This is a genomic window from Pseudoalteromonas sp. ABV4_021, from assembly GCF_056159365.1.
In genome coordinates, this window is record NZ_JBSWVB010000002.1 from 1,575,104 (window position 1) to 1,593,549 (window position 18,446).

Consider the following 18,446-nt stretch of genomic DNA (forward strand, 5'->3'; position numbering starts at 1 on the left):
ATTTAATATAAAAATATAGTTTTGTAGGTAATGGATAGGCTAGATGCATGCAATAATCTTTGATTTGCTTCAATAAATTTTAATGATAAGGTTGTTTCGTGGTATCGACTGAGCTTAAGAAGCGCATTTACAAACTCTAGGTTCTTCGATAACCCGCTTAAGAATTTAATAAGGATATTAATATGCAAATCAAAAAGGACTTCCTCAAGGTCGCAGGTCTTGTATGCTTATCGTTTACTTTACAAGGCTGCTTCGATAGTTACCCAAAGTCAGGTAAATTCGAAGGTAATCAATTTATATCGTCAAAATATGTTGCTAAATCGTCAAACATTTTTAAAGTTACTCCTGCAATGTTTGCCGACTGGAAGGCACTCGAAGCTGAGTTAAATGACATTTCTACGTTAACTGAACCGCAGTTATTAGATTTAAGAAATAAATTTGTAGATTCAAAGTATGTCGATCTTGATGCTCGCAACTCAAACCTGTTGGCTGATACAAACTTTGATTTAGATTCGCTCATTGATGCGGAATACCAAGAGAGTCAAGATAATCTAAATAAAATGAAGCAAGCGTTAATATCGATTCAACCTCGTTATGATGAATTGCAAGCCAAAATGCAGCGTGCTAATGACGCAAAGATGAAACTTAAAAATATAAGAGGTGATATTCAACAGCGAGAAGATAAGTTGTTAAATGAATTTAACCAACATAATGAGAAAGTGGTAAACGTATTTAAAAAGTTTGGTCCAAATGATATTGGGGTAGCAACTTTACCAACAACGGTGATAGAGCGAGCTTCCCCATACAAAGTATACGAGTACCGTAAGCCGTCAGCTAAATCTTGTCGTGAATATATTATTGAGAATAATCGCTTTGACGCAAAACGCTTCGAGGCCTATGTCTATAGTAAACGTGTAACAGTGCAAAATAAGACTTTCTGCCCCGTATTTAAAACGTTAGGCCAAACCCTCGAACAGCAAAAACGCCTTTTGGCATCTCTAAGTGAAACGGATAAGGATTTAATCCGCAATGCCGCTTCGTCTTATGCAATTTATAGAAAGGAAAAAGTTGCATTGGATACCGAACGAAATAGCGTTAATCGAAATAATCCAGCGTTAGTACTGGAATCTCGCAGTTTCGACTTTGCAGAGAAACACGAGCTTAACAAGCTTGAGCGCACCGCACATCAAGGTAAAGACTATATAGCGAAGGCCTCAGCTGTTACAAAAGAAACCATCAAAAAAGACAAATTAAGTTTATTAGCGTCTCAGTTAGAGCGTGCTAAACAATATTATCTGTACGGCAAATTATTAGAAAACATCGAACAAGAATCGACGATTCAACCTGATGGTACATTCAACTTACCATCGGGTTCTGATTTTTATATTGTTAAAGTTGGTGGGGATAAAGCACCATATAATATGTTGTTTGCGTTGCTAAGAATGGAACAATTTAAAAACAAAGAACGTGTCGACCTAAAGGCTGATGAGTTTTTTAAGTTTTCGCAACTTTCTGACATTAAGCTTTAACTTTAGCGTAATTCTTATTTTTAACGCTGCTAAACTAAGTTTGGCAGCGTTAATATCACACACTTCACATTTTAGGCTACTTTGTTAGCAAGTGCACTCAGCTAAACTTCGAAAAGGTGTGATTTATGCTTTAAATTTCACATTGTTTGGTTTACGTTTCGGGCGCTTAGCTTGTCCGTTGTTATCACTTCTGCCTTTGCTATTTTGCTTAGGTTTTTCGCCATTTTTAGGCTTAGCATTGTGTGAACTGCTTTTCTTTTTTGGCTTACTTACCGCTTTTGCTTCAGCTTTTACTTTGTCGTTGGTACTCGCGTTTTCTTTTGGCTTTTTCGGTTTCTTCGGCTTTTTAGGCTTAATTGGACGCGTATCTAGCTTTGATTCTGGCACAGGGCTTTGTGGTTCAAATCCAGCTTCAATTTTACGCGGAATTACTTCTTGGATAAGTCGTTCAATACCAAATAAATCGGCTGCTACGTCTTGGGTTACAAACGAAATTGCTTCGCCCGATGCACCCGCGCGGCCAGTACGACCAATACGGTGAACATAGTCTTCATATACATTTGGTAGATCAAAGTTAACCACATAAGGTAGCTCTTGAATATCGAGTCCGCGCGCAACAATATCGGTAGCAACCAGTACATTTACATCACCTAATTTAAAGCCGTTAAGTGCGTTCATACGCGCACTTTGGCTTTTATTACCGTGAATTGCAGCGGCATTGATTTTGGCTTTTTCAAGGTCACGAACTAAACGGTTTGCACCATGCTTAGTACGCGTAAATACTAATACTTGTTGCCAGTTATTGGTTTTAATTAGGTGTTTAAGCAAGCTAGTACGCTTACTTTTATCAACCGGGTACGCCCATTGGGTGACTGTTTTAGCTGTTGTATTGGCAGGAGCAACTGAGATTTCGATTGGATCGTTAATTAGGCCTTTAGCAAGCGCACGGATATCATCAGAAAAGGTTGCTGAAAACAGCAAGTTTTGGCGCTTTGAAGGCAGCGCTTTAATTACGCGTTTAATATCATGAATAAAACCCATGTCGAGCATGCGGTCGGCTTCATCGAGCACAAACAACTCAAGTTGGTCAAATTTTACGGCATTTTGCTGAAACAAATCGAGTAATCGCCCTGGTGTGGCAACTAAAATGTCGCAGCCTTTTCGCAGTTTCAGCATTTGTGGGTTAATTTTAACACCACCGTAAACAACTTGGCATGAAAGGGGGAGGTGTTTGCTGTATGTTGCAACACTTTGCCAAACTTGCGCTGCTAATTCTCGTGTTGGTGTGAGTACTAATGCACGTACTTGATTGCTGCGAACTTTTGGCCCTTTGCTTAGCATTTCTAGCATTGGCAGAGTAAAACCTGCGGTTTTACCTGTACCGGTTTGCGCCGCAGCCATTACGTCACGTCCCGCTAATATTGCTGGAATTGACTTTTCTTGAATTGGCGTTGGGCTTTCATAACCTTGCTCTTCAATTGCTTGGTTTATTTCAGGGCACAGGTTTAAGTCTGAGAAATGCATTTTTAGTAACTCTTATAACGGCGGCCGAGCAGGGTACAGCATCCCCGCTCGGAACGCAATTTTAGTGTGATTTCACTCATGCCAGCTTTTTTCGTAATAACAAAAATAGAACGGCTTTATTTAACAAAATTAATTGCTTATCACTACTCTAAACTTGAAATGTTGACTATTGTTTAATTACTGGAAATTTTGCAGGTAAACAGATGTTAGTTTTAGTAAGAGGGATATTGGTGGTTTCCCTGTTTATCACAAGTCACGCAATTGCACAAAAGCGTGTATTTAATATCTATCATGACTCTGACTATTCAAATCATAGCGAATCGGCCAATGCGATGAAAATGGGCTTTTTAACTGCGCTTTCGCAATACGAAAACGAGCTTAACAACATAGAATTTAACTTTATAGAGAAAAATCATCGCGGCAACAGTAATCGTAGTTTGTTGCATATGAAGCAGTTTTTGGCAGACCCAAATGCTCTGTTTATGCTGGGCGGCTTACATTCACCACCTTACATTAAGTACAAACAGTTTATTAGTAAAAATGAAGTGTTGCTGTTGGTGCCGTGGGCCGCAGGTGGGCCAATCACTCGCCATGCAGAGCCGACAAATTGGGTTTTTCGTGTGTCGGTAGATGATACTAAAGCTGGGTATCGCATCGTAAGCTTTGCGCGCGACCAATTAGGGTGTGAACAGCCCCACATGCTGCTTGAGCAAACGCCTTGGGGCAAGTCTAACCACACTACCATGCGAAAGGCGCTAGGCAGCGAAAATGATAGTGCCGTAACCTGGTTTAGTTGGAATACCAAACTTAATCAAGCCAAAATAATGCTGCGAGATATTAGCTCGACGCGCGCAGAGTGTATTTTGTTTGTCGGTAATGCAGTAGAGGGCAAGCAATTTGTTGACGCAATGGCGGCGCTACCGGCTGACCAACGCGTGCCAATAGTGAGCCATTGGGGGATCACTGGCGGTGACTTTTTTAGCCATGTAAAACAACATCTAACTACTGACGTTAAACTAAATTTTATTCAAACGTGTTTCGCTATCGAACCACAAGATCAATCACCACTTGCAAAACAGGCCGCTGTTACAGCCACTAAGTTGTTTCCAAATACATTTACTGGGTTGGAAAACTTATCGGCGCCAGCTGGATTTATTCATAGCTTTGATTTAGCAAATATATTTTTAACTGCGTTTGCTAATGTTAAACCTGAGGGCGATATTAGCGATATTCGTTTATCTTTGCGCGATGAATTGGAGCGTATCAAAACTCCTGTAGTAGGCTTGGTCAAAACATATCAACCACCGTTTTCCCAATGGAGTTCTACTCAGACTGATGCCCATGAAGCGTTAGGACTTGAAAACTTATGTATGGCTGAATACAAAGCGAATGGTGGTATTCGTGTGTTTAATAATATAGAGCGCTAAATGGCGAATAATAAATTAACTACAAAGCTATCAGCTAATAGTGCGTTTTTATCTTTTGTGGTGCTAAGCCTGTTACTGTCGGTATTAGTGAGCGCAGTATTTGTCGGTTTCACCACTGATAAAAATATGCGGCAATATGAGATTAATAACGCTAAGACCGAAGCTAAATTAAGCGCAAGTTACATTCAACAGTTTGCAGAAACACGATTACAGCTACTGCGTGACTTGGCTAAGCAACCTATATTAGTGAATGGTGTTATGGGCTCAGATGTGTCTGCTGCATCTTTGTCAGATTATTTAGATGATTATCATTTAGTCGGTAAAAAGCACCCAATTTGGCTTGTGAATATCGCCAGTGAACTTGCTTATAGTAACAGCGAAGTAGAGCCACCAGATTTAAACGCCCCCTGGCTTGCACAACTGTTGAGTGAAAACGTTGCACACGTAGTGACTTTAAATACGTTGCAAGGTGGTGATCATTTCTTAATTGCGGTACCTATAAAGTATAACGGTTTTACCGAAGGAGTAATGATTGTTGAATTCCGCTATTCCCTCGCTGAGCTTTTTCAAGATGTAATAAACAGTGAGAATTATGGCGTAACGCTTAATGGTAAATGGTTAAACTTCTCGAGTTTAAAGAATAATACCGAATATTTGTCGGTTGCTACGCTTGCACTTGGAAACACCGGACTTACGCTCAATTATCATTTAAATATGCAACTCATTGAGCAACGCGTGATGGCGGTGATTATTAAAATTGCGTCGTCAATTTTGCTAAGCCTTTTAGTGGCTTGGATAGTACTTTATCTTGTTGGCCATAAATTATTGCTCGATCCTTATCGGCGTTTAGCCGCTTCTGAGCGCGCAATTAAACTCAGTGAAGAACGTTATAAAGTGGCCGTAGCGGGAAGTAACGATGGTTTGTGGGATTGGGATATAAAAGCCGGAACGGTTTATTATGCGCCGCGCTACAAAGAACTCTTAGGCTATTCGGCAGACGATGAGGCATTCCCTGATACATTTGCTAGTTTTGAAAACGCTCTACACCCTGATGATAAAGAACATTTTGAATCAAGCCTCAAACAGCATTTAGAGAACAAAACTACTTACGATATTGAATATCGTTTGCGTACAAAAAGTGGGGAGTACCGGTTTTATCGTGCAAGAGGTACCGCAATTTGGGATGAAAATGGCAATGCCACGCGTATGGCTGGGTCGCTTACCGATGTAACAGAACGTATTGAAATAAACAAAGCGCTGGAATTAGCAAAACACCAAGCAGAAAATGCCAATAAAGCGAAAAGTGAATTTTTGGCGTCAATGAGTCACGAAATCCGAACACCAATGAATGGGGTGTTGGGTATGCTTAATTTACTGCTAACAAGTGAGCTATCGAAAGAGCAATTGCACCGAGTAAACGTGGCAATTAGCAGTGCAAATGCATTATTAAATTTGCTAAATGATATTTTGGATTTTTCAAAAATTGATGCAGGTAAACTCGAACTTGAATCAATTGAGTTTGATTTACGTACCTTGCTTGGCGAATTTGCAGAGGCCGCAGCGATTCAAGCCCATCAAAAAAGCCTTGAATTGATACTTGATATTACTAAGGTCAATGCACAAACCGTAATGGGCGACCCGAACCGCCTTCGTCAAATATTATACAATTTAGTCGGTAATGCGATTAAGTTTACTGCACAAGGCGAAGTTGTAATAAAAGCGGCGTTAGAACTAGAAGGCTCTGATAAATATATTTTGAATTGTGAGGTTAATGACACTGGCATAGGTATTTCTGAGCAGCAACAATCCAAACTTTTTAAAACGTTTTCTCAGGTAGATGCCTCTACAACTCGTAAATATGGTGGCACCGGGTTAGGTTTGGCCATCGTAAAACAGTTATGTGAACTGATGGGGGGCAGTATTGAGGTGAATAGTCTCGAGGGCAAGGGAAGCAGCTTCAAATTTAGTTTAGTGCTTGGTTATAGCAGTGGGACTAAAGCCAGTATTCCATCGATTGATATTAGTAAAATACATATTTTGATTGTTGACGACAATAAAACAAATTTAGATGTTTTACGTAGCCAGTTTGAGTTTTGGGGAGCACGTGTAACAGAAGCACTTTCAGCAGATGAAGCGATGTTGGCGTGTAAATCCTACTTTGAAACTCACCAACGATGTTTTGATATTGCGTTTTTGGATATGCAAATGCCGAATGTTGATGGTGCGCAATTAGGTAAAGCGATTAAACAGCATGCAGATTTTCATGCAACAAAATTGGTGATGATGACCTCAATGAATCATCAAGGCGATGCATCTTATTTCGCAGAGCTTGGTTTTGCGGGCTATTTTCCAAAACCCGCGACCACCTCAGATTTACTCGATGCGTTATCAATAGTGGTTGAAGGCGGCGATGCACTTGAGCAAGCAACACCTTTAGTAACTCGCCATTATATTCAAACGCTACAAACTCACGCGACAAATGAGCAGGTTAAATGGGCGAAAAATATTAAACTATTGCTTGCTGAAGATAACCAAGTAAATCAAATTGTTGCCAAAAGTACCTTAGCCAAATTAGGTTTAACGGACGTAAAAATTGCCTCAAATGGGCAAGAAGCATTAACCATATTAAACGAAAGCGAAGACAGCTTTACTGCAATTTTGATGGATTGCCAAATGCCAGAACTCGACGGCTATGATGCCACCAAGGCGATTCGAAATGGTAAGGCAGGAAAACACAATACACGCATTCCAATTATCGCAATGACAGCAAATGCAATGGTTGGCGATCGCGAGAAGTGTATCGCAGCCGGCATGGATGATTACATTACTAAACCAATTGTTGAAGCCAATCTTAAAACGAAACTGCGCGCGTGGCTGCCAGAGGAAAAACAAAACTGAATCTTGAACGCCTAACAGATTCAAGCTAGGTACATGACATGGCTTTACTTGAATCGCTAAGTGATTCTCGGAAAAGTTTCACTCTATCGTTTTTACGATGTCATATTTTTGCATGGTCTTCCAACGTAAAAAACAACTATTATCATTCGGTTGTATTAAAGAGAAGTCAAATTCAACGAAGTGTTAAAAGTGGGGCTAAATTCCTTTATTTTAAAAGGTTTTTAGAGTCTAAACTCTAAAGTTGGACCATTTTTGCGAGTTATATAAAAGTAATCATAACTCAACAACAAAACAGTGATTAATGAATGTTTGTCCCTACTTTACAGTAGTTTAAATTAGCTATCTTCAGATTTGTCACAAAAACATTAATGATAAAATTAGAATAAACATTAGTTGAAATTGATAATAGTTTGCATTATCGTTCACGTGGATTTTATCAGGATTGTTACTATGAAGCTTAATTTACTCGCGTTTGCAGTTGCATCAGCGTTCTTGACTGGTTGTGGCTCAAGCAATGATTCAAATACGGCCCCAGTATTTGGTCAATCGAATCACACTATTTCGATTAACGAAGACACCTCTGGCACGCTAACCGTTGCTGCAACAGACAAAGACAACGACTCACTAATATATTCACTAGCAAATGCAGCGGCCAATGGCGCTGCGAGTATTGATTCAAGCTCTGGTCAAATCAATTACACGCCAAATGCCAATTTTAACGGCGAAGATACTTTCCAAATCGCAGTCTCTGACGGTGAAGATTCAGTCACAGCGACGGTTATTGTTTCTGTTACAGCAGTAAACGACGTACCAGTTATCGATATGGATTCAGTTATCGTTTCAGGCGGTGAAGTTAAAAACGGTCAAGTAAATGCATCTGATATCGATGGCGATACGTTAAGCTATAGTATTACCCAAGGCCCAGCTAATGGTATCTTAACCATTGACACCGTTAGCGGTGAAATCACATATACCCCAACAGTTTTGATAAATGCTGAGGACAGCTTTGAACTAACAGTAGATGATGGTAATGGCGGTACAACAGCAAAACAAATTACGATCGGCACTAATCTAGCAACTAACACTGACCGTGCGTATTACTATTACGCTAGCGAAATGTCTCACCTAAAACGAGCTGAAGCGCTAATAGCATCAGTTAAAAATGATGTTAACCAAGGTAATGTTTACGCGACACTTGCTGGCGGTTATGCAGAAGCTGGCTTAGAAAGCGAAGTAAACAGATTAATTAGCGAAGAAAAAATTATACGTGATGAACTTCGCGCAATTGCTTTCTTAAATGTTGCTAACCAATACAACCTTCAGAATAAATTGGAAGAAGCAAACGAGCTTCGCCAGCAAGCAAATACACTTTATACACAGTATGTCGCAAGTAAAGGTATCGCAAACTTTAATGATGACGATCAAGAGTTTTATAACTCTCTCGCTTTTTCATATCAACAAGCAGGGGAGCTAGCATTAGCTGCTCAGAGTTTTAGCGTGCTCGACATACTACTTACTTCAGCCCTTGACGGTGAACAAACAACACAAGCTCTACGTTTATTCTTTGGTTTCCGCGATAGAGTTGAAGATACTATCGCTATCTGGCAAGAGTCTCGTAACCAGGCTGACTACGATAATGCGTTAGATATGGTAGAACGTTTGCATAGTTATGCGAACATGATTGGCCATCGTTATGTGCGGAACAACCGCAACGGTAATGAAGGTAAGCCTTACTTTTCAACTAGACAAGTTGCGCTTAGTAATGTGATCGCAAGCTATATTGCACTAAATAAGCTAGAGGAAGCGAAGCCTGCATTAGCTGATGCTTTAGCATTACACGGGTTAGTTGGTGTTGATGAAAATTACCCTCGTGAACCTCACGAATATGCAGCCGTAACTCATGTTGAGTATCCACATGGCTTAGTAATGATGGCTCCTCATTTTGTTAATTTATATCCAAACAAAGACCTGAACGTTTTCTTAAATGGATTTGAAGAAGGCGACTTCTATCGTGATTGGGCAAAGGATGACGCTGAGGAAGCTGTATTACTAGCCGAGGTTCGTAACAACCCAGACAAAGATGCCGCATTAGCCGCCGTTTTAGCTAGCCGTGATGATTCAGACTTGCGTTCCTTGTTTACTAACCTAATTTCATTCAATGGTTCAAACCCAGGCGCCGCAAGAATATTAATTAACCAAGGTGAATTTGAAGCAGCTAGCAAGTTTATCTCTGAAGGCTTAAAACTATTAACTTCAGATGATTATTTAAAAGAGAATATTGCAATAACGACATTTGTAACCGGATCAACAGGTTGTGGCATGATGCTCGATCAACTGAACGACCTTACACGTATCTCTGGCGACACGAAGTACAGAGAGCAGATGATTGAAACCCTAGCATCATGTCGTACTGTTGCTCTAACGCGCTATGCAGAAGAAGATGGAATCGACATACTAAATGAAGACGTAATAAATGCTCATACTGATTTAATAAGCTACCACAAACCATTAGGTCAAGAAGCAGAAACAAATGCGTTAGTTACAAAAGTTGTTGAATTCATCGATAGATATACAGATGAAGAAATCATTAGCAAAGCGACTGACCTAGGCACCCTAGGTGCTGCACTAAGTTATGGTGGACAACTAACTGAGGCACAAGGCTACTACAACCAAATGGTTGAGCTGGTTAAAGAGATCGAAACCCAAGTTGAAGAAGAAGATCGCTTTAGTTATTCGCAAAGATTCTTTAATTCCTCTAGCTATCGCTACTTTAATTACAGTCAGTATCTGAGAAATGTTCGTTCAAACGCAGGAACTATCGAAAATTACAATGAAGTTTATATTGCTGCGATACAAACTTGGTCTGATTTACTTGCTTGGAACTTAGAGGATTTACCATCCGCAACGTTGCAACAACAAGTTTCATACTACCCAATATTTGCTGACCAATATCTAAAGCTAAGTTTGTTTAATCAAGCACTAGTTCTCAAAGAAATAGAGGTATTAGGTGAAGTTGAACAGGATTCCATTGTCTCAAATGTAATCGCCCACCTAGCTAGTTATGATGCGTTTACATCTCATGGCATTGCGACCGTAGATACTGATTTAGATGGAAAAGCTAACTTCTTTGCTCCTTGGGCAACTGAGGAAATGATCGTTAACTCTGGGATTGAGTTAGACCAAGATAGTGATAACGACGGTGTCAATGACGATAGCGACGGATATCCTTTAGATCCTTCAAAAAAGTAAATGAAAAGCACTTCCTGTATCGGACTAGTTAGCATTATGCTAACTAGTCCTGTTTTTTCTGCTGATAATGAAAAAACAAATGAAAAGTTAATCGAAAAAAGTACCTTTGAAGATTGCAAAGTTAGACGAGACAATTGCATAAAAAACATGGAGGTAATTGAGGTTCGAGGGCAGAAACCCAATCCAATCTCATTTACATCAAAAGGCGTTTATACACTCGACAGAAAGCTCATCGAAGACTACCGGTTTGGTAATGGTAATCTTAATGACGTGTTAGGGGTTTTACCTGGGGTTCAATACGGTGAAGCAGCCTATTCGGCAGAGCAAATAACAAATATCAAGCCGTCTGAAGTCTCTTTGGCTGGAACAACTGGTAAAGCAACTGGTTATCTCATTGATGGAACTTCAAATAACTCGAATCTAAATAATCATGATAGTTCGAATGATCGTAATCTACTGCAAGATGTCGTAGGTCATAGCCAAGAAGTTTTTTTAAACCTAGAACTTGTGGACTCGATTGAAGTTTACGATAGTAATATTCCTGCCAAATACGGAGATTTTAGCGGTGGATTGGTAAAAGCAGAAACCCGCAAAGCCCGTGAGAGTTTAGAGTTTGGTTTAAGCTACCGTCAGACTGCAGATGATTGGGTGGAATATCACAGATTTTATGCACCTGATTTTGATGGTTCTAACGAACTAGACACAGCAACATTTAATAAGCGTAATTTTAGTGGCTACGTTTCAGCACCACTAACTGAAAAGTTAGGCATGGTTGCACAAATCCAATTTCTAGATTCCAAAGAAAGTCTGGACCAGTTGGGAAGTTCTCGTTTGCAAACTCAAACGAATTATAATGGCTTATTGAAATTAGATTATGCCCTGACGCCCCACGACGACATATCTGTTAGTTATTTGTTTGCCCCTTATGAAGGCGAATATTTTGATGTGAACGCTATTAATAGTGATTACACAATAAAAGGAGGCGGCAATAATGCATCATTTAAATGGGATGCTGACAGAGATTGGGCTTATTTTACTACAAAGTTGGCTTGGCGAGACAGCCGAAATAGTAAAAATGCAGCTCCTATTTGGTTTAATTGGTTAAACATTCCTGGCAAAAATTGGGGTGATGTAAAAGGGTCGATTAATAGCTCTGAAGGTGGGTTTGGTGATATAGAAAAAAAACAGCAAAGTCTTATTCTCACCCAAGACTTTGAACTGGCAACAAATCATTTTCTGGGTGCCTATAATAGTTTTACTTTTGGTTATTCATTAGAGCAACAAACCTCAATTTTTGACCGTCTGGAAGATGCTGTCACTTACAATGGTGCTATTACATCCACTAACATCAACTGCGCAGGTTATATTTCAGACTGTATCGAAACAGAACTTTTCCGACCTTTTTCTGAAATTGAAGCTGAGCTTGGTCGTCCGATAGATTTAACTAATATCGATGACTTCGTCTTGTACCAAAATAACTTTAAAACAACCGGGCAGTATTTTCAGTACCGTCAGGTTTCTCCAAAAGCAAGAGCTGAGGCAACAGTTATTTCATTCGGAACATACCTTGAAAATGAATTTGACTGGGAAAATTATCGCCTAACCCTAGGTGCTCGATATGATTACAATGATTTTTTTAAGAATCATAATTTTGCTCCACGTATACGAGGCAGTATCTACCTTTTTGATTCTCAGGGAATGATTGTACTTGGTGCCAATCGCTACTACGCGAGTGATACAATTAGTTATAAGCTTAATGCAGCTATGCAGCCGACTCTCACCGAAGTTAGACCTCTATATCAAAATAGACCGCAACAATGGAAAGAAGCTGTCAACCGCCGCGGCTATAAGCATGTATATGATAAATTGAAAACGCCATTTAGTGATGAGTTATCAGCCGCCTATCGTCATCAGGTTCTTGGAGGTACTTTAGAGTTAAAGTACCTTTATCGAGAGCAGAAAGATTCTATTAATCGAATCAAAGGTACCAATGACGCCGGTGAAGCCATTCTGTTCGGAGCTAATGATGGTAGTAGTAGATACCAACGTTGGACACTTGCTTGGATGGCAACTTATGAAAATCAACATGTGGAATTCAATGTTTCTCATGCCACAAACACCACAAGTCGCGCTCAGTTTGATGGAGATCCAAGAACATTTACCAGTGGAAACAACTATTTCTTAAACTTTAACTATGATGACAATGAACTTGTATTCTTATCATCAGAATACTACGACATAGAAAACCGTAAGAATGAAACAGATTTTTTCTTAGTAACTCGCAGTGACATGGAGCAAGAAAAACAAGATTTTAACCGACCTATTGTCGCAAATCTAAGTTGGGGTGGTCGCTGGGAAAATTGGTCAGTTTCTGCCTATGCCAGATACAATGGTGAACAAGACGCCTTATATGCAACTGGTCAATCACAATCAGTTAAAGAAGCAAACACTATATGTGATGGCTGTGAACCAGATAGACGAGAGTTCCCTGTATATCGTATCGATAAACGCCCTGCTTTTTGGCTTTTAAGTGGTAGCGTAAAGTACACTATGCATGTAGCCAATGATTATCGCGTGTCCTTTACATTTGAAGGTGAAAACCTACTAAACAAACGCACATATCAAGTTAGCCCGTATAGCACAGGATTAGAGCTTGGTCGTCGCTTTTGGTTAGGAGTGAATATTAATTATTAGTTTCCCTAACCTTTCACAAGGTGGTGGCAGCGTTGCCACCACTTCATTTTTTATTAGAGTTAAATAACATGCAGTTTATAGCTTCCGTCACAGGCTTTTTGCTTATCTGTTCAGCTGCAACAGCGTTAGCTGAACCAATAGATATTGATGCGCTGAGAAAAGCGTATTCAAAACCACCAGCCGAGTGGCCCAAGCCAACTTTAGAACCGAACGTAGCACACAACGAAATTGGACTTTTGCCCGAAGTCACGTTTCCAAAAGGTAACCCGTACAGCACCAAGAAAATGCGCCTAGGTGAAAAACTTTATTTCGACCCAAAACTGTCTCGTTCTGGTCAAATTGCTTGTGCCAGTTGTCACGACCAAGATTTAGGGTGGGCTGATGGGCGAACTTTGTCGTTTGGTCATGATAGACAAAAAGGTAAGCGCAATGCCCCAGCAGTTGAAAACGCCGCTTTTTGGCATACCCTTTTTTGGGATGGCCGAGCAGAAAGCTTAGAGCAACAAGCGCTGATGCCAATCCAAGATCCGGTTGAGATGAATTTCACTTTACCTGAGCTGGAAGCACGCTTAAACAAGCTACCTGAGTACCAACAAGCATTCTTAGCAGTATTTGGCGACCCCAAAGTGACCTCTGAACGGATCGGCAAAGCCTTGGCAACCTATCAGCGAACGCTGGTTTCTCGCCGCTCTGATTTCGATGCTTTTTTGTTGGCGCCAAACATCAAAAATGAGCGTTTGCAGCGTGCCTACAACCAGCGCTTTAGTAATGAAGCCCTTTTGGGTTTACACCTATTCCGTACCAAAGCTGGCTGTATGAATTGTCATGCTGGGCCGCTATTTTCCGACAATCAATTTCACAATATTGGTTTGACGTACTATAAACGCGAATATGAGGATTTAGGTCGCTACAATGTGACTGGAAAAGCTGAAGACGTGGGCAAGTTTAAAACGCCTAGTTTGCGTGGCGTAATGAATACAGGCCCGTGGATGCATAACGGCTTATTTGGTGATATACGTGGCATCCTCAATATTTACAATGCGGGAGGCGTTCCCATTAAAAAAGACCCGAACGATCCGCTATCGCCAGAAACATCTGTTTTACTTAAACCATTACAATTGACCGAAAATGAAATGAATGCACTCGAAGCATTCCTTCAATCAATTACGGCATCACCAGCGGGTGGCCCGCAAGCCCGTTTTTTAATTCAAGAACGTGATGAAAAAGCTGTTTTAGTAAAGTGAGAACATTTCGAGACTACTAATTGAACTGATTTTAGAGGGTGGTAGTAACTTAGCGTTTAACTCTAAGCCAAACTTGATTGTATATGAACACATCGAAGCACGTCCTATTTTTTAGTTGTAAATCGGGTACATCTCAACAAAACCAATAGGTTTTGCATTGTACTTTCAGATATCTTTGATGGCGTGCTTATATCCTTGCTATTTAGCTTACTATTTATAGTGAAAGACTTGGATAGAGAGTGGTATTAATCATTGCGGCATTGCATTACCGAGCGTATACATTTTTATAGGTGGCAAATAATATCGTAATAGTTATGCTTTTCGAGGCTGAAAAACTGCTTCATCTGGCTACTTCACTACGAATAGAAATTAATCCATCTAAAGTATTTTTTAACCGTACTTTTATGCAAGTCAAGACCTAATAAAGTAATCTTATTAGTTAAAAAAAGCTGCTGATTAGTCATATCAAATATTAAAAATACTATGTTTTTTGTTTTGATTGTGTACCTCTTTTGTCTGTTCACTATTACAAAATGGCGCTCTCTCCAATTTTTCCTAAACAACTCCAATAACAAATCTAACCTATTGATAGCTAAAGATATGTTATGATAGGTGTAAGAAGTGTCTAAAAATGGGGTAAGTTATTGTGAATAAAGGGAAAAATAGGCCTTTTAGAGTGCTAGTCGTATGCATGGGTAATATTTGTCGTTCGCCTACTGGTGAAGCGGTGCTTAAAGCTAAGGCGAATGATGTAGGTGTTGCTTTAGAAGTGGATTCGGCGGGTACTATTGCCTATCACGCTGGAGAGCGCTCAGATCCAAGGTCTCGTGCTGCCGGAGAGGCTCGCGGTTATGATTTTTCAACTATTCGAGCACGCCAAGTTAAACAAAGTGATTTTAGCGACTTTGATCAAATTTTATGTGCAGATAAAAGTAATTTAGCGGATTTAAAAGCGATTTGCCCAAAGCAGTATCAACACAAATTGAAACTGTTTTTAAGCTACGGCGATAACGAGGTTGATGAAATTCCAGACCCTTATTATGGCGGCGACCAAGGTTTTGAGAGAGTGCTCGATCTTATTGAAAATGCGAGCATTGCTTTTTTACAACAGTTGAAACAATAATTTTCGGTGCCTGGCAAGGGCTCAGTGTGTGCCCAGTAAAAAAGTGTGTGATCGTGAAAACATGAGTAAAACTTGAAATGTTTTTGGTTAATCGCTGATAGAAATTAAGTGCTGTGGCACTTCAGGTGCCACGGTCTGTTGGTCTGAATGAGTTCAGCTAACCTAATCTCTTGAGATATTGTTACCACTTTGCGTTAATAAATAGCAATTCATCAGGGATTTTATATAGTCGTTTTAGTATAAGTCAGCTCTTTGTTTTTAAAAGTAGTTAAGCTGTATTTAACGTGAAGTTGGTGCAATAGCACTTCTATCAAAGGGTAATTACACAATTTCGACCTGCATTTTTTGCCTGATAAACCGCGACATCAGCCTTTTTAATTGTATCTTCAATAGAGTGTTCTAACGCCATTTCAGCAACACCAAAACTTGCGGTAAGTTTTATAATGCGTTGTTCGTGCTGAATTACCATATTTTCAATGGTTACTCTAAGCCTTTCAGCGAGTTGGCTTGCTTGTTGTTCGCCAGTGTAGGGCAAAATAATAATAAATTCTTCGCCGCCGTATCGACATAAACAATCTTCCAAGCGCAATTGGTTTTGACACGTGCGCGCAAATTGTGATAGTACGATATCGCCAGCTTTATGGCCAAATTCGTCGTTAATATGCTTAAAATGATCTAGATCGATCATAATAAGTGAAAGCGGTGTTTGCATGCGATATTGCGAGTTTTTAGCACTTTGTACGCGTTCATTAAAATAGCGTCTGTTTTTGAGGCCTGTAAGCGCATCAACAAATACTAATTCGCTTAGTTTGTTTTGTAATTTTAGTGTTTCAAGCGCCATAAGTCGCCGACTGCAGCTATCAGCCAGTGATTCAGCATATACAATATCTTCGTTACTCCAGCAGTGAGGGCTTTTTGTTTTACAGCTGATCACCCCTTGCGCTTTACCATTGTGAAAAATAACTGTATCTAATATTGTGTTAGCCACGTTATCAGACTGATTACTGTGTGTATTTTGCAGCTGGTGGTTTGCCATAATGGTTTCGCCTTTGAACATACGTTCAAAGTAGTCTGGGTGCTGTGCGATATCTAAAGTGGGTATTGTTTGCACATCAATTTCGCAACTGCTGGCAACGCAATGTAAATATTCAGCTGAATCAATGTCATTGACTAGCCAAACAGTTATTTGATCGACACATAAAAAGTGACAGCCTTCAGATAGTAAATCGGTTAATAAACTATCTAAATTTGATGCTTCATTAATCGCTAATGAGCTAACGCGACGCAGTCGCTGTCTTGCTTGTTGGGGGGTAAGCATATACATCCGCCTATTTAAACCTGTACCTCCCTGCATCTTAATGTTTTCCTTTACTACTATAGTAGTGGTTTTACCAGTGATGCTTTTGATATAGCGCAATAATTTCTACAATTTAGGTACGCAAAATTCAATAGATTTCATGTTATTGGGTGATAACTCACGATAGTATTCTGGTGCGACTTACCCTAATATACGCTTAGTTTTTATTTATGGAGAAAATTAAGGTTATGTCACAGCACAAAGATACGCTGAGAGACTATGTAATGACCTTTTTAAAAGGTGCTGGAATGGGCGCGGCTGATGTAGTTCCCGGTGTTTCAGGGGGAACTATCGCATTTATTACTGGCATATACGAACGCTTGTTAAGCGCAATACGTAGCGTTAACTTAACTGCGTTTAAGGTGTTAAAGGAAAGTGGAATAAAAGCATTATGGCAACATATTGATGGTAATTTTTTGGTTGCTGTTTTTGGTGGTTTAGCATTAAGCGCGCTATCGCTAGCGAAAGTAATCACCTACTTGTTGGCCAATCATCAAACGTTTGTTTGGTCTTTCTTTTTCGGATTGATTATCGCGTCTTTCTTACATATTGCAAAACAGCTTGAGAATTGGGATATAAAAACCGTTATTGCATGCATTATCGGAACCTTAATTGCCTTTACGATTACTTCGCTGGCACCAGCAGAGGCCAATGCAAGCTGGTGGTATTATTTTGTCGCTGGGGCAATTGCAATTTGCGCGATGATCTTACCTGGTATTTCTGGCAGTTTTATTTTGTTGTTGTTAGGTATGTACGGCCATGTATTAAGCGCGGTTACCTCCTTTGATTTACCGCTAATAGGTTTATTTTTAGCGGGTTGTGTTGTTGGCTTAATGACATTTTCGCACTTGTTAGGCTGGTTGTTAGCACGTTTTAGAGATGTAACCTTTGCGTTATTGGCTGGTTTTTTGTTTGGTTCACTAAATTTATTGTGGCCTTGGAAGCAAGTGGTAACGACTTATACCAATTCGAAAGGTATTGAAAAGCCACTTAGTCAAACGAATATTGGGCCGGAAACATACTACATACTGACGGGACAAGATCCGCAAACTTTAATTTGCTTTGCGTTAGCGATGGCTGGTTTGGGCTTAATTTTAGTGATTGATAAGTTAACAGAAGACAAGCCAAAAGGCTAGGGTCTGTTGACCTTTCAAGTTCGTTTTTGCAGCAGTTTGATTGGGTTTTATACAAGGCAGAGGTTGCGTGGCATAGTTATTCTATGTGAGCCAGCCGATAACACAGTAGAAAAGCCAATCAAGCGCTGCCGAAGGGTTCTTTTGAGCGCACTTTTCTCATTGTTGCTCGATATTCGCTTAGATTACTAGGCCACACATCGAGCGCCGCGATAAAAGCACGCTCAAACAGAACAAAAATAGAACAGCAAAGATCAACAGACCCTAG

The 18,446-nt window shown here is 39.9% G+C and carries 10 protein-coding genes; 8 read left to right on the top strand and 2 right to left on the bottom strand.

Features of this window, described 5'->3' with window-relative positions; genetic code table 11:
• Nucleotides 1-182 precede the first annotated feature (182 nt).
• Complete coding sequence (locus ACXAFE_RS21220; RefSeq protein WP_475157717.1) at nucleotides 183-1,529, top strand: hypothetical protein; 1,347 nt, start codon at nucleotides 183-185, stop codon at nucleotides 1,527-1,529.
• A gap of 123 nt (nucleotides 1,530-1,652) precedes the next feature.
• On the opposite strand, the gene ACXAFE_RS21225 is transcribed toward ACXAFE_RS21220, so the two are convergent.
• Nucleotides 1,653-3,053 (bottom strand): DEAD/DEAH box helicase, encoded by a 1,401-nt coding sequence (locus ACXAFE_RS21225; RefSeq protein ID WP_475157720.1) that lies wholly within the window; start codon nucleotides 3,051-3,053, stop codon nucleotides 1,653-1,655.
• 203 nt (nucleotides 3,054-3,256) lie between these two features.
• Between ACXAFE_RS21225 and ACXAFE_RS21230 the strand changes: the two genes are divergently transcribed.
• The 6 genes from ACXAFE_RS21230 (at nucleotide 3,257) to ACXAFE_RS21255 (ending at nucleotide 15,688) form a co-directional block, all read left to right on the top strand.
• The gene (locus ACXAFE_RS21230; protein ID WP_475157724.1) at nucleotides 3,257-4,480 is read left to right on the top strand and encodes an ABC transporter substrate-binding protein; all 1,224 of its coding nucleotides are present in this window, start codon (nucleotides 3,257-3,259) and stop codon (nucleotides 4,478-4,480) included.
• The gene (locus ACXAFE_RS21235; RefSeq protein ID WP_475157727.1) at nucleotides 4,481-7,378 is read left to right on the top strand and encodes a response regulator; all 2,898 of its coding nucleotides are present in this window, start codon (nucleotides 4,481-4,483) and stop codon (nucleotides 7,376-7,378) included.
• A gap of 450 nt (nucleotides 7,379-7,828) precedes the next feature.
• Nucleotides 7,829-10,627 carry a cadherin-like domain-containing protein gene (locus ACXAFE_RS21240; RefSeq protein ID WP_475157729.1) on the top strand — a complete coding sequence of 933 codons (2,799 nt, stop codon included), beginning with the start codon at nucleotides 7,829-7,831 and terminating at the stop codon, nucleotides 10,625-10,627.
• Nucleotides 10,628-10,663: 36 nt separating this feature from the next.
• Nucleotides 10,664-13,321, top strand: coding sequence for a TonB-dependent receptor plug domain-containing protein (locus tag ACXAFE_RS21245; RefSeq protein WP_475157730.1), 2,658 nt, complete (start codon nucleotides 10,664-10,666; stop codon nucleotides 13,319-13,321).
• Between the two features lie 68 nt (nucleotides 13,322-13,389).
• Nucleotides 13,390-14,565: a cytochrome-c peroxidase gene (locus tag ACXAFE_RS21250; RefSeq protein ID WP_475157733.1), complete on the top strand. Its 1,176-nt coding sequence runs from the start codon at nucleotides 13,390-13,392 to the stop codon at nucleotides 14,563-14,565.
• A 646-nt stretch (nucleotides 14,566-15,211) separates the two neighbouring features.
• Complete coding sequence (locus tag ACXAFE_RS21255; RefSeq protein ID WP_475157736.1) at nucleotides 15,212-15,688, top strand: low molecular weight protein-tyrosine-phosphatase; 477 nt, start codon at nucleotides 15,212-15,214, stop codon at nucleotides 15,686-15,688.
• Nucleotides 15,689-15,998: 310 nt separating this feature from the next.
• Here the strand turns inward: ACXAFE_RS21255 and ACXAFE_RS21260 are convergent, their stop codons facing one another.
• A complete protein-coding gene (locus tag ACXAFE_RS21260; RefSeq protein ID WP_475157738.1) occupies nucleotides 15,999-17,006 on the bottom strand; it encodes a GGDEF domain-containing protein in 1,008 nt (335 codons plus the stop codon).
• A 227-nt stretch (nucleotides 17,007-17,233) separates the two neighbouring features.
• Between ACXAFE_RS21260 and ACXAFE_RS21265 the strand changes: the two genes are divergently transcribed.
• The gene (locus ACXAFE_RS21265; RefSeq protein ID WP_475157740.1) at nucleotides 17,234-18,181 is read left to right on the top strand and encodes a polyprenyl-phosphate transporter; all 948 of its coding nucleotides are present in this window, start codon (nucleotides 17,234-17,236) and stop codon (nucleotides 18,179-18,181) included.
• Nucleotides 18,182-18,446 lie beyond the last annotated feature (265 nt).